16 protein-coding genes are annotated in these 14,054 nt (G+C 67.8%); 8 read left to right on the top strand and 8 right to left on the bottom strand.

The genetic code is table 11. The annotated features are described in order from the left end of the window. Positions 1 to 321: 321 nt before the first annotated feature. The 4 genes from BW981_RS06470 to BW981_RS06455 all read left to right on the top strand — a co-directional run bounded on the left by BW981_RS06470 (position 322) and on the right by BW981_RS06455 (position 3,724). Positions 322 to 1,866 carry a PAS domain S-box protein gene (locus BW981_RS06470; protein WP_083712207.1) on the top strand — a complete coding sequence of 515 codons (1,545 nt, stop codon included), beginning with the start codon at positions 322 to 324 and terminating at the stop codon, positions 1,864 to 1,866. Further along, complete coding sequence (gene fixJ / locus BW981_RS06465; protein WP_076437367.1) at positions 1,856 to 2,476, top strand: response regulator FixJ; 621 nt, start codon at positions 1,856 to 1,858, stop codon at positions 2,474 to 2,476. Before BW981_RS06470 ends, fixJ begins: the two co-directional genes overlap by 11 nt. 118 nt (positions 2,477 to 2,594) lie before the next feature. Continuing rightward, a complete protein-coding gene (locus BW981_RS06460) occupies positions 2,595 to 3,020 on the top strand; it encodes a response regulator transcription factor (RefSeq protein ID WP_244560244.1) in 426 nt (141 codons plus the stop codon). A 59-nt stretch (positions 3,021 to 3,079) separates the two neighbouring features. After that, positions 3,080 to 3,724 (top strand): helix-turn-helix domain-containing protein, encoded by a 645-nt coding sequence (locus BW981_RS06455; protein WP_076437365.1) that lies wholly within the window; start codon positions 3,080 to 3,082, stop codon positions 3,722 to 3,724. 3 nt (positions 3,725 to 3,727) lie between these two features. Here BW981_RS06455 and BW981_RS06450 read toward each other — a convergent pair whose 3' ends face one another. Continuing rightward, positions 3,728 to 4,597 (bottom strand): alpha/beta hydrolase, encoded by an 870-nt coding sequence (locus BW981_RS06450; RefSeq protein WP_244560243.1) that lies wholly within the window; start codon positions 4,595 to 4,597, stop codon positions 3,728 to 3,730. A gap of 134 nt (positions 4,598 to 4,731) precedes the next feature. Here BW981_RS06450 and BW981_RS06445 point away from each other — a divergent pair, with 134 nt between their 5' ends. Next, complete coding sequence (locus BW981_RS06445) at positions 4,732 to 5,145, top strand: DUF2177 family protein (protein WP_076437363.1); 414 nt, start codon at positions 4,732 to 4,734, stop codon at positions 5,143 to 5,145. A gap of 22 nt (positions 5,146 to 5,167) precedes the next feature. Here BW981_RS06445 and BW981_RS06440 read toward each other — a convergent pair whose 3' ends face one another. The 6 genes from BW981_RS06440 to BW981_RS06415 all read right to left on the bottom strand — a co-directional run bounded on the left by BW981_RS06440 (position 5,168) and on the right by BW981_RS06415 (position 9,288). Continuing rightward, a complete protein-coding gene (locus tag BW981_RS06440; protein ID WP_076437361.1) occupies positions 5,168 to 6,190 on the bottom strand; it encodes an SAM-dependent methyltransferase in 1,023 nt (340 codons plus the stop codon). After that, on the bottom strand, positions 6,187 to 6,942 hold the full coding sequence (locus tag BW981_RS06435) for a DUF1295 domain-containing protein (protein ID WP_244560242.1): 756 nt from the start codon (positions 6,940 to 6,942) through the stop codon (positions 6,187 to 6,189). The genes BW981_RS06440 and BW981_RS06435 overlap by 4 nt, the downstream gene beginning before the upstream one ends. A 44-nt stretch (positions 6,943 to 6,986) precedes the next feature. Then, complete coding sequence (locus BW981_RS06430; protein ID WP_076437358.1) at positions 6,987 to 7,610, bottom strand: ChrR family anti-sigma-E factor; 624 nt, start codon at positions 7,608 to 7,610, stop codon at positions 6,987 to 6,989. Beyond that, positions 7,607 to 8,149 (bottom strand): sigma-70 family RNA polymerase sigma factor, encoded by a 543-nt coding sequence (locus tag BW981_RS06425; protein ID WP_244560241.1) that lies wholly within the window; start codon positions 8,147 to 8,149, stop codon positions 7,607 to 7,609. The genes BW981_RS06430 and BW981_RS06425 overlap by 4 nt, the downstream gene beginning before the upstream one ends. A 158-nt stretch (positions 8,150 to 8,307) precedes the next feature. Further along, a complete protein-coding gene (locus tag BW981_RS06420; RefSeq protein ID WP_076437356.1) occupies positions 8,308 to 8,673 on the bottom strand; it encodes a DUF2147 domain-containing protein in 366 nt (121 codons plus the stop codon). A 30-nt stretch (positions 8,674 to 8,703) separates the two neighbouring features. Next, positions 8,704 to 9,288 (bottom strand): hypothetical protein, encoded by a 585-nt coding sequence (locus tag BW981_RS06415; protein ID WP_076437355.1) that lies wholly within the window; start codon positions 9,286 to 9,288, stop codon positions 8,704 to 8,706. A 186-nt stretch (positions 9,289 to 9,474) separates the two neighbouring features. Here BW981_RS06415 and BW981_RS06410 point away from each other — a divergent pair, with 186 nt between their 5' ends. The 3 genes from BW981_RS06410 to BW981_RS06400 are packed head-to-tail and all read left to right on the top strand — an operon-like array spanning position 9,475 to position 12,820. After that, the gene (locus tag BW981_RS06410) at positions 9,475 to 10,788 is read left to right on the top strand and encodes an NAD(P)/FAD-dependent oxidoreductase (protein WP_348521399.1); all 1,314 of its coding nucleotides are present in this window, start codon (positions 9,475 to 9,477) and stop codon (positions 10,786 to 10,788) included. Further along, a complete protein-coding gene (locus BW981_RS06405) occupies positions 10,785 to 11,588 on the top strand; it encodes a DUF1365 domain-containing protein (RefSeq protein WP_076437351.1) in 804 nt (267 codons plus the stop codon). Before BW981_RS06410 ends, BW981_RS06405 begins: the two co-directional genes overlap by 4 nt. After that, complete coding sequence (locus BW981_RS06400; protein ID WP_076437349.1) at positions 11,585 to 12,820, top strand: SAM-dependent methyltransferase; 1,236 nt, start codon at positions 11,585 to 11,587, stop codon at positions 12,818 to 12,820. Before BW981_RS06405 ends, BW981_RS06400 begins: the two co-directional genes overlap by 4 nt. Before the next feature lie 43 nt (positions 12,821 to 12,863). Here BW981_RS06400 and BW981_RS06395 read toward each other — a convergent pair whose 3' ends face one another. After that, positions 12,864 to 14,048 (bottom strand): MFS transporter, encoded by a 1,185-nt coding sequence (locus BW981_RS06395; RefSeq protein WP_076437347.1) that lies wholly within the window; start codon positions 14,046 to 14,048, stop codon positions 12,864 to 12,866. Positions 14,049 to 14,054 lie beyond the last annotated feature (6 nt).

Here is a 14,054-nt window from a genome sequence, read left to right as displayed (position 1 = left end):
TTCAACGCAAGGCGCGCCGGCTGGTGCGTTGTTGCCGGACGCAGGCCAAAAGAGAGCACCCCCTGGGGGCCGCGCTGCTGGAGCATAAGCGAAGATGATGAGAGGCCGCAATGATTCCGCGGGCCCCGAGGACATCGGGCGCGGCTCGTCGCGCTGTGGTACGACCCACTGTGCCTTCGTCCAGATGGGAGGCCGTCGTGAACCCTCCATCGCCCTTTAAACGGTCAGGGGCTTTGCGATAGGACAATGGGCGTGGCGTTCGGCTCGCCATGGAGGCAGGGTGAGTCGACCCGCGCAACGGCATAAGGCGAGATGGACTGAATGGCCGATCCGGCAGTGAACGACCCGAACGCCTTGCCGCCCGCTACGCATCCCCTGGCGAAAGCATTCCCGCTGGCCGAGGTCGTCAGCGATCTCGGACTCATCTTCATCGACGAGGGCGCGAAGATTGCGAGCTGGAATGTCGGGGCGGCTCATCTGACCGGGTGGGAGCCCGGAGAGATCATCGGCCAGGACATGGCGGAGCTGTTCGCGGCCGATGCGTGTTTCGGTGTCGAGGCGCTGCTGGCGGGAGCGCGTGCGGCGGGAACCGCCTCGGCGCTCTCGCGCCTGCGGCGCAAGGACGGGTCGTCTTTCCAGGCCAGCATCTCGGTGTCGCCTCTCGTCGATCGCCCCCCGATCCCTTCCGGATACGCGCTGGTGCTCCGCGACGTTTCGGCGGAGGTCGCGAATGACGAGGCGCGCCAGGCGCGCGAGGCCCATCTGCGGTCGATCCTGGAGACGGTCCCCGATGCCATCGTGGTGATCGACGAGCGGGGCGCCATCCAGTCCTTCAGCACCGCCGCCATCCGCCAGTTCGGCTATACGGCGGAAGAGGTGCAGGGCAGGAACATCAAGATCCTGATGCCGTCGCCCTATCGCGAGCATCATGACGGTTATCTTGAGCGCTACCTCGGGACGGGGGAGCGCAGGATCATCGGCATCGGCCGGGTCGTGGTGGGCCAGCGCAAGGACGGCTCGACCTTCCCGATGGAACTCGCGGTCGGGGAGATGCACTCCGGCGGGCGACGCTATTTCACCGGCTTCATCCGGGACCTGACCGAGCGCCAGAGGACGGAAACCCGGCTTCAGGAACTGCAAACCGAGCTCGTCCATATGTCGCGCTTCACGGCGCTCGGCGAGATGGCCTCCACGCTCGCCCACGAGATCAACCAGCCGCTCACCGCCATCGCCAACTACCTCAAGGGGTGCCGGCGTATCCTGCAGCGCATGGAGGGCGACCAGGTCGCCATGCTGGAAGACGGGCTGAACAAGGCGGCCGAGCAGGCCTTGCGGGCCGGGCAGATCATCCGCCACCTGCGCGACTTCGTGGCGCGGGGGGAAAGCGACCGCCATGTCGAGGTCCTGACCAAGCTGATCGAGGAGGCGAGCGCGCTCGCCCTGGTCGGCGCGAAGGAGCGGGGCATCCGCGTCGCCTATCTGTTCGACCCGAAGGCCACCTTCGTCCTGGCCGATCGCATCCAGATCCAGCAGGTGCTGCTCAATCTCATCCGCAATGCCATCGAGGCGATGAGCGGGGAGAAGCGGCGCGAGCTCGTCGTCGCGACCGCCCGCATCTCCCATGAAGCGATCGAGGTGTCCGTCACCGACACCGGGCCCGGGCTCGCACCGCAGATCGTCGAGCAGCTTTTCCAACCCTTCGTGACGACGAAGAAGCATGGCATGGGCGTCGGCCTCTCGATCTGCAGGACGATCGTCGAGGCGCATGGGGGGCGGATCTGGGCCGAGCCGGTCCCGGAAGGGGGAACCCGTTTCGTTTTTTCACTCAGGGCGGTCGATCCCGAGGAGATGACCCATGCAAAGTGATGCCATCGTCCATGTGGTCGATGACGACGTGGCCGTCCGGCAGTCCCTGTCGTTCCTGCTCGCCTCCGATGGGCTTCCGGTCCGGCTGCATGAATCGGCCGGGCATTTCCTGGCCAGCGTCAAGGAGCTTTCGGCGGGGTGCATCATCACAGATGTCCGCATGCCGGGCATCGACGGCATCGAGTTTCTGCGCCAGCTCGGGCAGCGCGGGATCGCGCTGCCCGTCATCGTGATGACCGGCCATGCCGATGTCCCGCTCGCCGTGGAGGCGATGAAGCATGGGGCGATCGATTTCATCGAGAAGCCTTTCGACGACGAGTTGATGATCTCGACCGTGAAGGCCGCTCTCGACCGGTATCAGCATCAGGCGAAGCGAGACGCCTTCAGCAGCGATATCCAGGCGCGGATCGATGCCCTGAGCGAACGCGAGCGACAGGTGCTCGAACGGCTGGTCGCCGGAAAGGCCAACAAGGTCATCGCCCATGAACTCGGGATCAGCCCCCGGACGGTCGAGATCTATCGCGCCAATGTCATGACCAAGATGCGCGCGACGAGCCTGCCCGAACTCGTGCGGTTCGTGCTGTTCACGTCTGGCGCTGCCTTGCCCTGAGCCGGACGCCCGGCGCGCCGCAGCGCCGCGCCGGGCGAGAGCTGCCATAGGGGATTTTCCTGAATTGGGGCGCCGGAGCGCTCCGGGCAGAATGCGCGCGGCAGGGCATCCAGCCCGCGTGGCCGAGGCAGGCGCGTTCATGACTGGCAAGACGGGGCCGACCGTCATCGTCGTCGACGACGACGATGCGGTGCGGCATTCACTTCAATTCGCGCTCGAGCTGGAAGGTTTCCAGGTCCGGACGTACGGAAACGGCGAGCAGCTCCTCTCGGCCGGCCTGATCGCCCGTGGCGGCTGCCTGGTGATCGACTACTCGATGCCGGGGCTCGACGGGCTCGCCCTCCTCGCCAGGCTGCGGGCGAACGGCGTCTGCGTCCCCGCGATCCTGATCAGCGCAAGGCTGACCGAAGACGTTCGCCGCCGTGCGGCCGAGGCGGGGTACCGGCGCATCCTGGAGAAGCCGCTCGAAGGGCCGGCCCTCGTCGACTGCATCCGCCAGGCCACATCTCCTGACGTTGGGGGATCCGGAACCTCCCTTAGGTGATCAATCCGAATAGGGGGCAGGCCCGCAGAAGGGTAGATTCGGGCATCGATTGACCGAACATGAGATTGATCCTCGTGCTCTCCCTGGCTCTGCAGACCTCCTCCCCCATCGCCGTCGCGCCCCAGCTGCGCCCGGCCGCCAGCACGCCGCGCATCTTCCGCAAGGACGAGGCGATCTTCATGCAGGGAGACCCCGCATCCTGCATCTACCAGGTGCTCTCGGGCGCGGTGCGGACGTGCCAGCTGCTTCGGGACGGAAGCCGGCAGGTGGACGGCTTCTTCCTCCCCGGCGACGTCTTCGGCATCGAGTGCACGAAGGTCTACAGCTTCAGCGCCGAGGCGATCGACACCACTGCGGTGCGGATCGTCCCGCGCCACCTGTGGAACGAACCGGGCGGCAGCGCCTTCGATGCGGTGATGCATGCGCTGGAGCGCACGCGCGCCCATCGTCTGCTGCTGGGCCGCAAGAACGCGGTGCAGAAGGTCGCCGCCTTCCTGCTCGACCTCTCCGACCGCATGGACGAGCAGGATTGCTTCGACCTGCCGATGTCGCGCCACGATATCGGCGACTATCTCGGGCTCACGATCGAAACCGTCTCGCGCACACTCTGCCAACTCGAGCGCGACGGAATCATCGAGCTGCCGAAGCACCGGCGCTGCATGGTCCTGCGTGACCGGCGGCGGTTGCAACGGCTCGATATCTGACTTTCACCTCGCCTTCAGGAACGTGACGACATCGTCGAGGACCGGAGCCTGCCACGGCAGGAGCCGGGAGAGGGCGATCGCGGTTCCGGCGTGGCCGAGGCCGGGATAGATCTTGAGCGTGACGGAGCCGGCGCCGGCCTGCCGCAGCGCCTGCGCGAGACGCTCGCTGTTGCGCGGCAGGACCGTCGTGTCGTCCGAGCCGGTGCCGAGGAAGATCGGCGGGGCGTCGCGACGGGCAAAGGTGACCGGCTGTGTCTGGGCCGGAACGCGCGCGTTGCCGAAGGCGTTTTTCGTGACGTCGATATCGAAAGGCAGGAAATCATAGGGGCCGGACAGGCCGACCGTGGAGCGGATGTCGCCGGCGCCAAGGCCCACGGCGGCGAGGTAGCGCCTGTCCAGCGTCAGCATCATCGCGTTATAGGCGCCGGCCGAATGCCCCATGAGGTGGATCTTGTCCGGCGCGCCGCCGAAGCGGGCGATGGTGTCGCGCACGACACGCAGCGCGAGCGCTCCATCCTCGATGAACGCCGGAAAACGGACCTCCGGCACAAGGCGATAATCCGCGATCACGGTGACGAAGCCGCGGGCCGACAGCGCATCGCCGACGAAGGAATAGGCTTCCTTCGTTCCATTGGCCCATGAGCCACCATAGATGAAGAAGACGACAGGCTTCGGGCCATCTCCGCCGCCCCTGGGCACATAGATGTCCATGCGCTGGCGGGCATGGGGGCCATAGGCGACATCGCGCGCGCCCTCGGTCAGGGCGCCCGGCCGCAGGGCGGCGCAGGCCGGCAGGGCAAGTCCCGCGAGCAGCGGAAGGAGCGTGCGGCGGGCGATCCGGGTCGTCATCGTCACCATGGGCCTGAGAAGCATGATTGCTGATACGGTGCGGCGCACCATGCCGGATCTACCCCGCCGTCGCATGACGCGCCTCGGTCGGTCCTCGACCGGACTGAACCAGCTTGCGGAAGCCCGCGTATCTCCCTTGAAAATCCTCGGAGATCGCCATGCGCTTCCTCGCCGGCTACATTGCCTTCCTCGTCGCCTTCGGCATCTGCGACGCCATCTGGCTCAGCACGATGACGGCGAAGCTCTACCGCCCCGCGCTCGGCGATCTGATCGTGGAGCAGGTGCGCTACTGGCCGGCGGCGCTGTTCTATTTCGGCTTCCCGCTCGGCGTGGTCTATTTCGCGCTGATGCCGGCGCTGCGGGACGGCAATGCCGGGTCGGCGCTGCTGAACGGTGCGCTGATCGGGCTGCTGGCCTACGCGACCTACGACCTGACGAACTACGCGACCTTGCGTCCCTGGACACTGACGATCACGCTCGCGGACCTCGCCTACGGCACCCTCGTCGTCGGTTTCTGCACCTGGGTTGCCTATCACGCGGTTCGCGTGGCGGGGCAGTGGGGCTGGGTCTGAGCCAGCTCTCCGCCCCATCTGCTCAGGTGGGGCTCAGCCTGTAGTGGTGGACGCCCCAGGCGTTTCCGCCCGCATGCCCGAAGAGGCCGCTGGTCGCCAGGAAGAACAGGCGCCAGCGTCGGCGCCAGAGCGCGGCATCCGAGCCATAGACCTCGCGCAGGATCGGATCGATCATCGGCAGGTTGCGGTCGAAATTCTCCAGCCACTGCTCGGCCGTCGCGCGGTAGTGCTCGCCGCTCCAGCGCCACTCGGCCTCGACGGCAAAGAGGTCGGGAAACTGGTGGGCGAGGGTCGCGCTGGGCATCAGCCCGCCGGTGAAGAAATGCTGCGCGATCCAGTCGCCGGCGTCGGCGGAATCGAAGCGGTAGCAGCCGCGGGCATGGGCGAAGACGTGGATGAAGAGCCGGCCATCCGGCTTCAGCCAGCCCCGAACCTGCCCGAGAAGCGCGCGCCAGTTCGCCATATGCTCGAACATCTCGACGGAGACGACGCGGTCGAACCGCTCCTCCGTCGCAAATTCGTTCATGTCCGCGGTGACGACTCGCAGATTTCCAAAATCGTGGCGGCGGGCCTGCTCCTCGATGAAGGCCCTCTGCGAGGCCGAGTTGGAGACTGCGACGATCCTTGCATCGGGATAATGCTCTGCCATCCACAGTGAGAGCGAGCCCCAGCCGCAGCCGAGCTCGAGGATGTCCTGCCCATCGGCAAGGCCGGCATGGTCCGCCGTCAGGGCCAGCGCAGTCTCCTCGGCAAAGGCGAGAGTGTCCCCCGGTGCGGCATAGTAGCAGCAGGAGTATTTCCGCCGAGGGCCAAGGATCTGGGCGAAGAAAGCGGAGGGCACCTCGTAATGCTGGGCGTTGGCGGCATCGGTATGGAGGGCGATCGGAAACGCCGCCATCTCGCGCGCGAAGGCGGCGGCGTCCGGCGATTGGGTGGCGAGAGACCGGTCGGTGCGCCCCACCAGCGAGGCGATCACCATGCGGCTGACCGCGTCCGGAACGGGAAGAGCCTCGCCCCAGTTCGAGAGCCTCCGCATGATGGTCATGGCGTCGCTCCTCCGGGGGGCAGCGGGATCAGGGCGCTCGTCCGCGCCTGGTAGGCGCGGTAGGCGTCTCCGTGCTTGGCGAGCATGTGCTCTTCCAGCGGCGGGATGCCGGAAATGCGGGTTAGCAGCAGCGTGATGCAGGCCGGCGCCAGCAGAGCGAGCCAGCCGAAGGCATAGCCCCCCGCCAGCGCTATCACCGCGTAGGAGCACCAGAGCAGACATTCGAAGAAGTAGTTGGGATGCCGCGACCAGCGCCACAGTCCGCGGTCGCAAACGCCGCCCGCGCCGGATCTGGCGAAGTCACGCAACTGGCCATCGGCGATGGCGCCGCCGGCAATGCCGGCGACGAAGACGAGGACGCCGATCAGGTCGCCCCAGCCGAGCGACGGGGCAGGGCCATGAGCGGCCAGCACGATCCCCATCCCCAGCGGGATGCTGGCCAAAGCCTGCATCTGCAGCATCCGGGCGAGTTGCCTGGGTGCGGCCGCGCCCCAGTCGCGCTTCAGTTTCGCATAGCGCGGGTCCTCGGTGATGCCCCTGGTCCGCCGGGCGATGTGCAGGCCGAGGCGCAGGGCCCAGGCGAGGGCCAGCGCAGCCACGAGCATGCGCCGCGACACCGGCCCCGTCCCGAACGGCAGCAACGCGCCCGCGACGCCCGTCGCTCCCAGACCGAAGGTCCAGACCACGTCGATCCAGCCGGAATTGCCGGTCCGGCGCTCGATCACGCTCGCCAATGCCATGGAGGCCGACATCGCCGCTGCCACGAAAACAAGGGCTGCTGCGAAGGATGCGAGCGTCAAAACCGCACCAGCGGTTGCAGCAGCCGGCCAAGCCAGCCCTGCAACTGCACGCCGCCGGTCATCGCGACGATGCAGGTGCATCCTTCGACGGGATCGACGCGCGGCGTATGCACATGCTCCGCATCGGCCTCGTCGAAATCGCCGGCCGCGTAGCGTCCATATTCATGCTCATAGGCGCCGGAGAGGATCGTGGTCCATTCGAACCCGGTGTGCTTGTGGTGCGGCAGGGCGATGCCGGGCCCGGCGCGCAGCATGAAGACGCGCGCCTCGGCGCGGGGGACGTCGACGCGCCGCATGGCGATGCGGATGCCGATCGGCCGCCACGGGCCGAGGCCATAGGGGCGCAGGACCGCCGGCATTTCCGGCTCGGTGGGCAAACCTGCCGGATCGTGAGGCCCGGCCGGCGTCCTGTGCTCCGGATCCGGCGGCCCGGCCGTCATCGGCACGGGCTCGACCCGGTCCAGCAAGGCGCCCTGCACGGCCTCGAGCTCGTGCACGCGCTCGCGGCTGCGGCGATCGGCGGCGACATGGCAGGCCACGACCACGGCCAGCCCTTCATCGAGCTGCCCGCCCGCGAAGGCGGCGAGCGTTTCGTCCGAGGGGCGATGGACGACGCTCATCGCAAATCCTCCAGCCGGCCGCGCAGATGCGAAAGCGCCAGCCTCAAGCGGGATTTCACGGTTCCCAGCGGAATGGCCAGACGCTTTGCGACATCCTGGTGGCTGAAGCCTTCCAGAAAGGCGAGCTCGACCACGCGGTATTGATCGGGCGAAAGATGGTTCATCGCGGCACGCACGCGCGCCTCGCGCTCGGCGCCGGACAGCACATCATCGGGGCGTTCGGGGTCTTCTTCATCCAAAATCTCGTAAACTTGCGACAGGCGCGAGCGTGTCTCGCGGCGGGCGATGTCGATGCGCAGGTTGCGCGCGATCGTGGCGATCCAGGTCGAGGCACTGGCTTTTGTCGGATCGAAGAGGGCCGCCTTTCGCCACACCGCCAGCAGCGCCTCCTGAGCGACCTCCTCGGCGAGCTCAGCCGAGGCCCCGCCGCGCATCAGCAGTCCCTTCACGCGCGGCGCGAAATGGTCGAACAGCTCGGCAAAAGCCTGCCTGTCGCCCGAGCGGGCGATGGCGGCTATCAATCGATTGGGGTCGAACAAGACGACGGACCGGCCTCTCTGCACCATGGCTCTCGCCTTGCGCATCCCATCGACATTCAGGGCGAGTGCGGGAACCATAGGACAGATACGCGGATCTCGTCAGGTCGGATCACAGGAGGCGCGGCCATACCTTCGGCACCGGCTCACGCGGCACTGGTTCACGGGGCTGCCGTCCAGTTCACGTCCCGGCAAAGAAGGCCGCCGACGATGCAGCCGCGGGTCGTCAACTCGCCTTCCCTGGCGATGATGGTCATTGCGTAGCTTCGGTCCCGCTTGGCGTCGTAGGCGCTGCCGGAGAAGGTGCCGTCAGGCTGCCTGGCCAGCGTCATGACCAGCTTGTCGCCGACCTCCTCACCCTTGCTGGTGTCGCCGATCCAGAGATTGGTGGCGCAGACCTTGTCGCCGCAGGGTGCGATGCGGACGCGGGCATTGCCGTCGTCGCGCAGCCAGGTCCCGTCGATACCGTTGGCAGCCGCCCCGCTGGCGGAAAGGGCGACCAGGGCCAAAGCAACAAGGCGCGTCATGACGATCTCCTTTCTGGGCGTGCCTGCTGTCTACGCTCCGGTGGTCCGGTCGGTTTCGTCCGGAGGCGAATTCGTGCCGGGCCGGGTGACGAAGAGCCAGCCGATCAGTGCGGTCAGCGAGGCCGCGCTCAGAAAGTTCAGGCGCTGCAAGGCCACGTATTCCGCCGGCTGATAGACATGAAGCGGCGCCCCCAGCAGCGAGGCCGGCAGCAGACAGGCGCCGAAGCCGAGCGCCGTGAAAGCGATGGCCAAGCCGCGCTCGGAGCGCCGGAACAGCAGCATTGCCAGCATGATGCAGGGGAACAGGAAGACCTCGACCCCAGAACCGGGACCGAAGGCGGCCCGGCAGAGCAAAGTGTTGCCGATCCCGGCCAGGACAAGCAGCGAGCGGCCGAGAACCGGGCTTCGCCGCATGGCGAGTGGAACGGCGGAAAAGAGAGGCGTCGACAGGAATGTGAGGTAGGACGGCGCGATGGCCGGCGAGACCGCCCAATACAGATAGAGCGGATAGAAGGGCTGGTTCGAGACGATGACCAGCGCGACGGTGTTGGCGATGGCGGCCCGCGGATCGCGATGTGCCGCATAGGCGCCGATCGCCGCTGTCAGACGCTTCATGTGCCATGTCTCCGCGGCAGGCCCTTACCGGAAAGCGGGCTTCTTCGGTTACGCAGGAAAGCCGGGGGCGGGTCACCGGGATCCACGGTTTTGTTGGCCCGCGAGACAAATCCAGTCCGACGCGCCCCGCGTATAGCCGACATGGACAATCGAGAGCGGATGATGGGGCGAGCGCAGTACAGGCCGATGAGGATCGCCGTGATCGGCGCCGGTATCTCGGGTCTCTCGGCCGCATGGCTTCTGGGACAGGCGCATGAGGTCGTGCTGTTCGAGGCGGCGCCCCGCCTCGGCGGGCACGCGAACACCGTACGCATCTCCGGGCCTGCCGGGGAAACCCCGGTCGATACGGGCTTCATCGTCTATAACGAGTCGACCTATCCGAACTTCGCCGCGCTGATGGAGCATCTCGGCGTCGCGACGCAGCCGACGGAGATGTCCTTCGCCGTCTCGCTCGACGCGGGGCAGCTCGAATATAGCGGCACCAGCCTGGATGGTCTCTTCGCCCAACGCGGCAATCTGGTGCGCCCGCGCTTCTGGTCGATGCTGCGGGACCTCACCCGCTTCTATCGCAACGCCTCCCGCGATGCGGCCGCCGACGTCGCCCCAGGTCTTTCGCTCGGTGATTATCTCGCCGCCGGCGGCTATGGCGAGGCGTTCCGCGACGATCATCTCCTGCCGATGGCCGCCGCGATCTGGTCGGCGCCTTGCGCGGAAATCCTGTCCTATCCGGCCGCCGCCTTCCTCCGCTTCCATCACAATCACGGGCTGCTCAAGCTCACCGACAGGCCGGTCTGGCGAACAGTGAGCGGTGGCAGCGATGTCTATGTGCAGAAGCTGCGCGCGGCTTTCTCCGGCGAAGCCAGAACGGCCGCCCCGGTGCGGCAGGTCCGGCGCGGGCCCAACGACGTCGTGCTGACCGGCGAAGGCTGGAGCGAGAGCTTCGACCATGTCGTCTTCGCCTGCCATGCCGACCAGGCTCTCGCGATGCTGGCCGATCCCGGGACGGCGGAGAGCGAAGCCCTCGGCGCCTTCCGCTACAGCCGCAACCGGGCCGTGCTGCATGGCGATGCGGCGCTGATGCCGAAGCGTCGCCGGGCCTGGGCGAGCTGGAACCATCTCGGCGAGCGGGTCCGGCCTGACGCAGCCTGCGCGGTCACCTACTGGATGAACCGGCTTCAGGGCCTGCCTGAGGCGCAGCCCCTCTTCGTCACCCTCAACCCGCCGGAGACCCTGCGCGCCGGGACGGTCCTGCATGAGGAGATGTACGAGCACCCGTTGTTCGACGCCGCCGCACTCGGCGCGCAGCAAAGCCTCTGGTCGCTGCAGGGCGCCCGGCGGAGCTGGTTCTGCGGCGCCTATTTCGGCTCGGGCTTCCATGAGGATGGCCTGCAGGCCGGTCTTGCCGTCGCCGAAGCGCTCGGCGGCGTGCGGAGGCCCTGGCAGGTGCGCGACGAGTCGGGACGCATTCCGGCCTCGCTGCCGCTGGAGCGGGCTGCGTGAAAGAGCGTTCCGCCCTCTATGTCGGCCGGGTGCGACACCACCGCTTCCGGCCCCGGCCCCATGCATTGTCCTACCGCGTGTTCTGGACGCTGCTCGACCTCGACGAGATCGACGGGCTCGCGGGCGAGCTCAGGCTGTTCTCGCGCGACCGCTTCAACCTCTACAGCTTCCGCGATGCGGATTACGGGGACCGCAGCGGGAAGCCGCTGCGGCCGCAGGTCGAGGCGATGCTGGCCGAGGCCGGGATCGCGCATGATGGCGGGCCGATCCGGCTGCTGACCATGCCGCGCATCCTCGGCTATGCCTTCAACCCGCTCAGCACGTATTTCTGCTACCGCCGCGACGGCAGCCTGTGCGCGACCGTCTACGAGGTGCACAACACCTTCGGCGAGGTCCACAGCTATGTCGCTCCGGCCGTCCTCGACGGCGGTGTGCTGCGGCAGGAGGCCGGGAAGGTCTTCCATGTCTCGCCCTTCATGGGACTCGACATGCGCTACGCCTTCACGGTCACGCCGCCCGACGCGCGTGTCTCCATCGCCATCGACGCCCAGGACGGCGAAGGCCGCATGATCGCGGCTGTTCTGAGCGGCGAACGGGTGGCCCTGAGCGATACCGCGCTGCTGCGCCTGCTGGTCACGCATCCGCTCCTCACCCTCAAGGTGACTGCCGCCATTCACTGGCACGCCGTGCGGCTGCTGGCGAAGCGGATCCGCTGGCGGCCTCATCCGGCAGCGCCGGCCCGCGGCTTCACCCTCGGCAGCGCCGCGGCACCCCATGCGAAAGGACCGTTGCAGCCATGAGCCGGCCCGAAACCGACCGCCCCCTCCGCTTGGCCGCACAGGAGTTCGCGTTGCCGCGCGGCCTCAGCCTCTCACGCTGGTTCCTGCGCCGGTTGCTGTCGCGCATCGCGATCGGCCAGCTGACGATCTTCACGCCGGATGGCGAGCGCCTGTGCAGCGGCCCCGCCGCGCCCGGCCCGCAGGCGACCCTGATCCTGCGCAACTGGCGCTCGATACGCCGGCTCCTGATCGATGGCGATATCGGCCTCGCCGAAGCCTATCGCGACGGCGATCTCCAAACGCCCGATCTCACCGCCCTGATCGAGCTCGGCGCGCGGAACGACGCTACCTTGCGCGAACTCGTCTCCGGCAGCTGGCCCGCTCGCCTGCTCAACCGCACGAGGCACCTGCTCAACGCCAACACCCGCAAGGGAAGCCGCCGCAACATCACGGCGCATTACGACCTCGGCAACGACTTCTACCGCCGCTGGCTCGACGAGAGCATGATGTATTCCTCGGCGCTCTACGCGCACCCGGCCGAGACGCTCGAGATCGCCCAGCAGAGGAGGCTCGACAGGATCGTCGCGATGCTCGACCTGTCCGGGGGCGAGCATGTCCTGGAGATCGGTTGCGGCTGGGGAGCACTGGCCGAGCGGCTCGCGCGCGAAGGTTGCCGGGTGACGGCCATCACGCTGTCGCCCGCCCAGCTCGAAGCCGCGCAAAGCCGCGTCGATGCGGCGGGGCTGAGCAGGCAGGTCGAGCTGCGGCTGCAGGATTATCGCGACATCACCGGCGAGTTCGACCGCATCGTCTCGATCGAGATGATCGAGGCGGTCGGCCGTGCCTATTGGCCGTCCTATTTCGCCACGCTGGCGCGATCGCTGAAGCCGGGCGGACGGGTGGTGCTGCAGGCGATCACGATCGAGGATGCGATCTTCGAGAGCTACCAGCAGGGTACCGACTTCATCCAGCGCTACATCTTCCCCGGCGGCTGCCTGCCGTCCGTGGCCGCCTTGCGCCGCCAGGCCGCCTCCGCAGGGTTCGCGGTCGCCGAGGAACTCGGCTTCGGCGAGAGCTATGCCCACACCCTCAAGGAATGGCGCCGCCGCTTCCATGAACGTTGGCACGAGATCGCGCCGCTGGGCTTCGACGACGCGTTCCGGCGGTTGTGGGAATTCTATCTCTGCTATTGCGAGGCCGGCTTCCGGGCCAAGACGATCGATGTCGAGCTGATCGCCCTGCGCGGAGCCTGATCCATGGGGCTGGAGGCGGGAGCCCACTCTCCCGCCAGGCGGTTCATCGGCAGCCCGCTTCGCCGAGCTGCGCCGCCGGAGCCTGCTCGGTCCGGCGGGTCCCGATGAGGACAGCGAGGAGGCCGAGCGCCGAGGTCGCGGCTCCCGCCAGCGCCACCGCCGGATAGCCCCAGCCCATGGCGATGACCCCGCCGCCGAGCGCCGCGCCCGCGGCGTTGCCGAGGTTGAACGCACCGATATTGACGGCCGAGGCCAGGTTCGGCGCGTCGGAGGCCGCCGACATCACCCGCACCTGCAGCGGCGGGACCAGGGCGAAGCTCGCGATCCCCCAGAGGAAGATCAGCACGGCGCTCACAGCGGCTTGCCCCATCAGCATCGCGAAGGCCACGAGCACGGCGGTGAGCGACGCCAGGGTCACAACCAGCGTCCGGTCGACCGAGCGGTCGGCGAAGCGGCCTCCGAGCCAGTTGCCCAGCGTCAGGCCGACGCCATAGGTGAACAGCATCGCCGTGACGAAGGCGGGGGAGGCTTTCGTCGCATCCCGCAGGATCGGCGCGATATAGGTGAAAACGGTGAACATCGCGCTCGATGCGATCACCGTCAGGGCCAGCGCGCCGAGCACGGCGCCGCGGGTCAGGGCCCGCAGCTCCGCCATGACCTTCGCCCCTTTCGGCGCCGGCAGCGGCGGCAGCGTCAGCCGCAGCGCCACCATGGTCAGCACGCCGAGCGCCGAGATGCCCCAGAAGGAGGCGCGCCAGCCGAGATGCTCCCCGGCCCAGGTGGCGAGCGGCACGCCGACGACATTGGCGATGGTCAGGCCCATGAACATGGCTGCGACAGCCCCGGCCTGCCGCTGCGGCGGGACGAGGCTTGCGGCCACGATCGAGCCCACTCCGAAGAAGGCGCCGTGGTTGAAGGAGGTGAGCAGGCGCGCCGCCAGCAGCATGCCGTAGCCATCCGACACGGCCGCCAGCAGGTTGCCGGCGGTGAAGATGCCGGCGAGCGCGATCAGCAGCCTGCGTCGCGGCACGCGGCCGGTCGTCAGCGTCATCAGCGGGGCGCCGATCATCACGCCCAGCGCATAGGCGCTGATCAGCAGCCCCGCGCTGGGAATCGAGACTCCGAGGTCGTTGGCGATGATGGGCAGCAGCCCCATCGGCGCGAATTCGGTGACGCCGATGCCGAAGGCGCCGACGGACAGCGCGATCAATCCGGGATTGAGTTTCATCACGAG

The organism is Allobosea sp. TND4EK4 (assembly GCF_900156025.1).
Lineage (GTDB): Bacteria > Pseudomonadota > Alphaproteobacteria > Rhizobiales > Beijerinckiaceae > Allobosea.
This window is presented reverse-complemented; position numbering and strand designations above follow the sequence as displayed.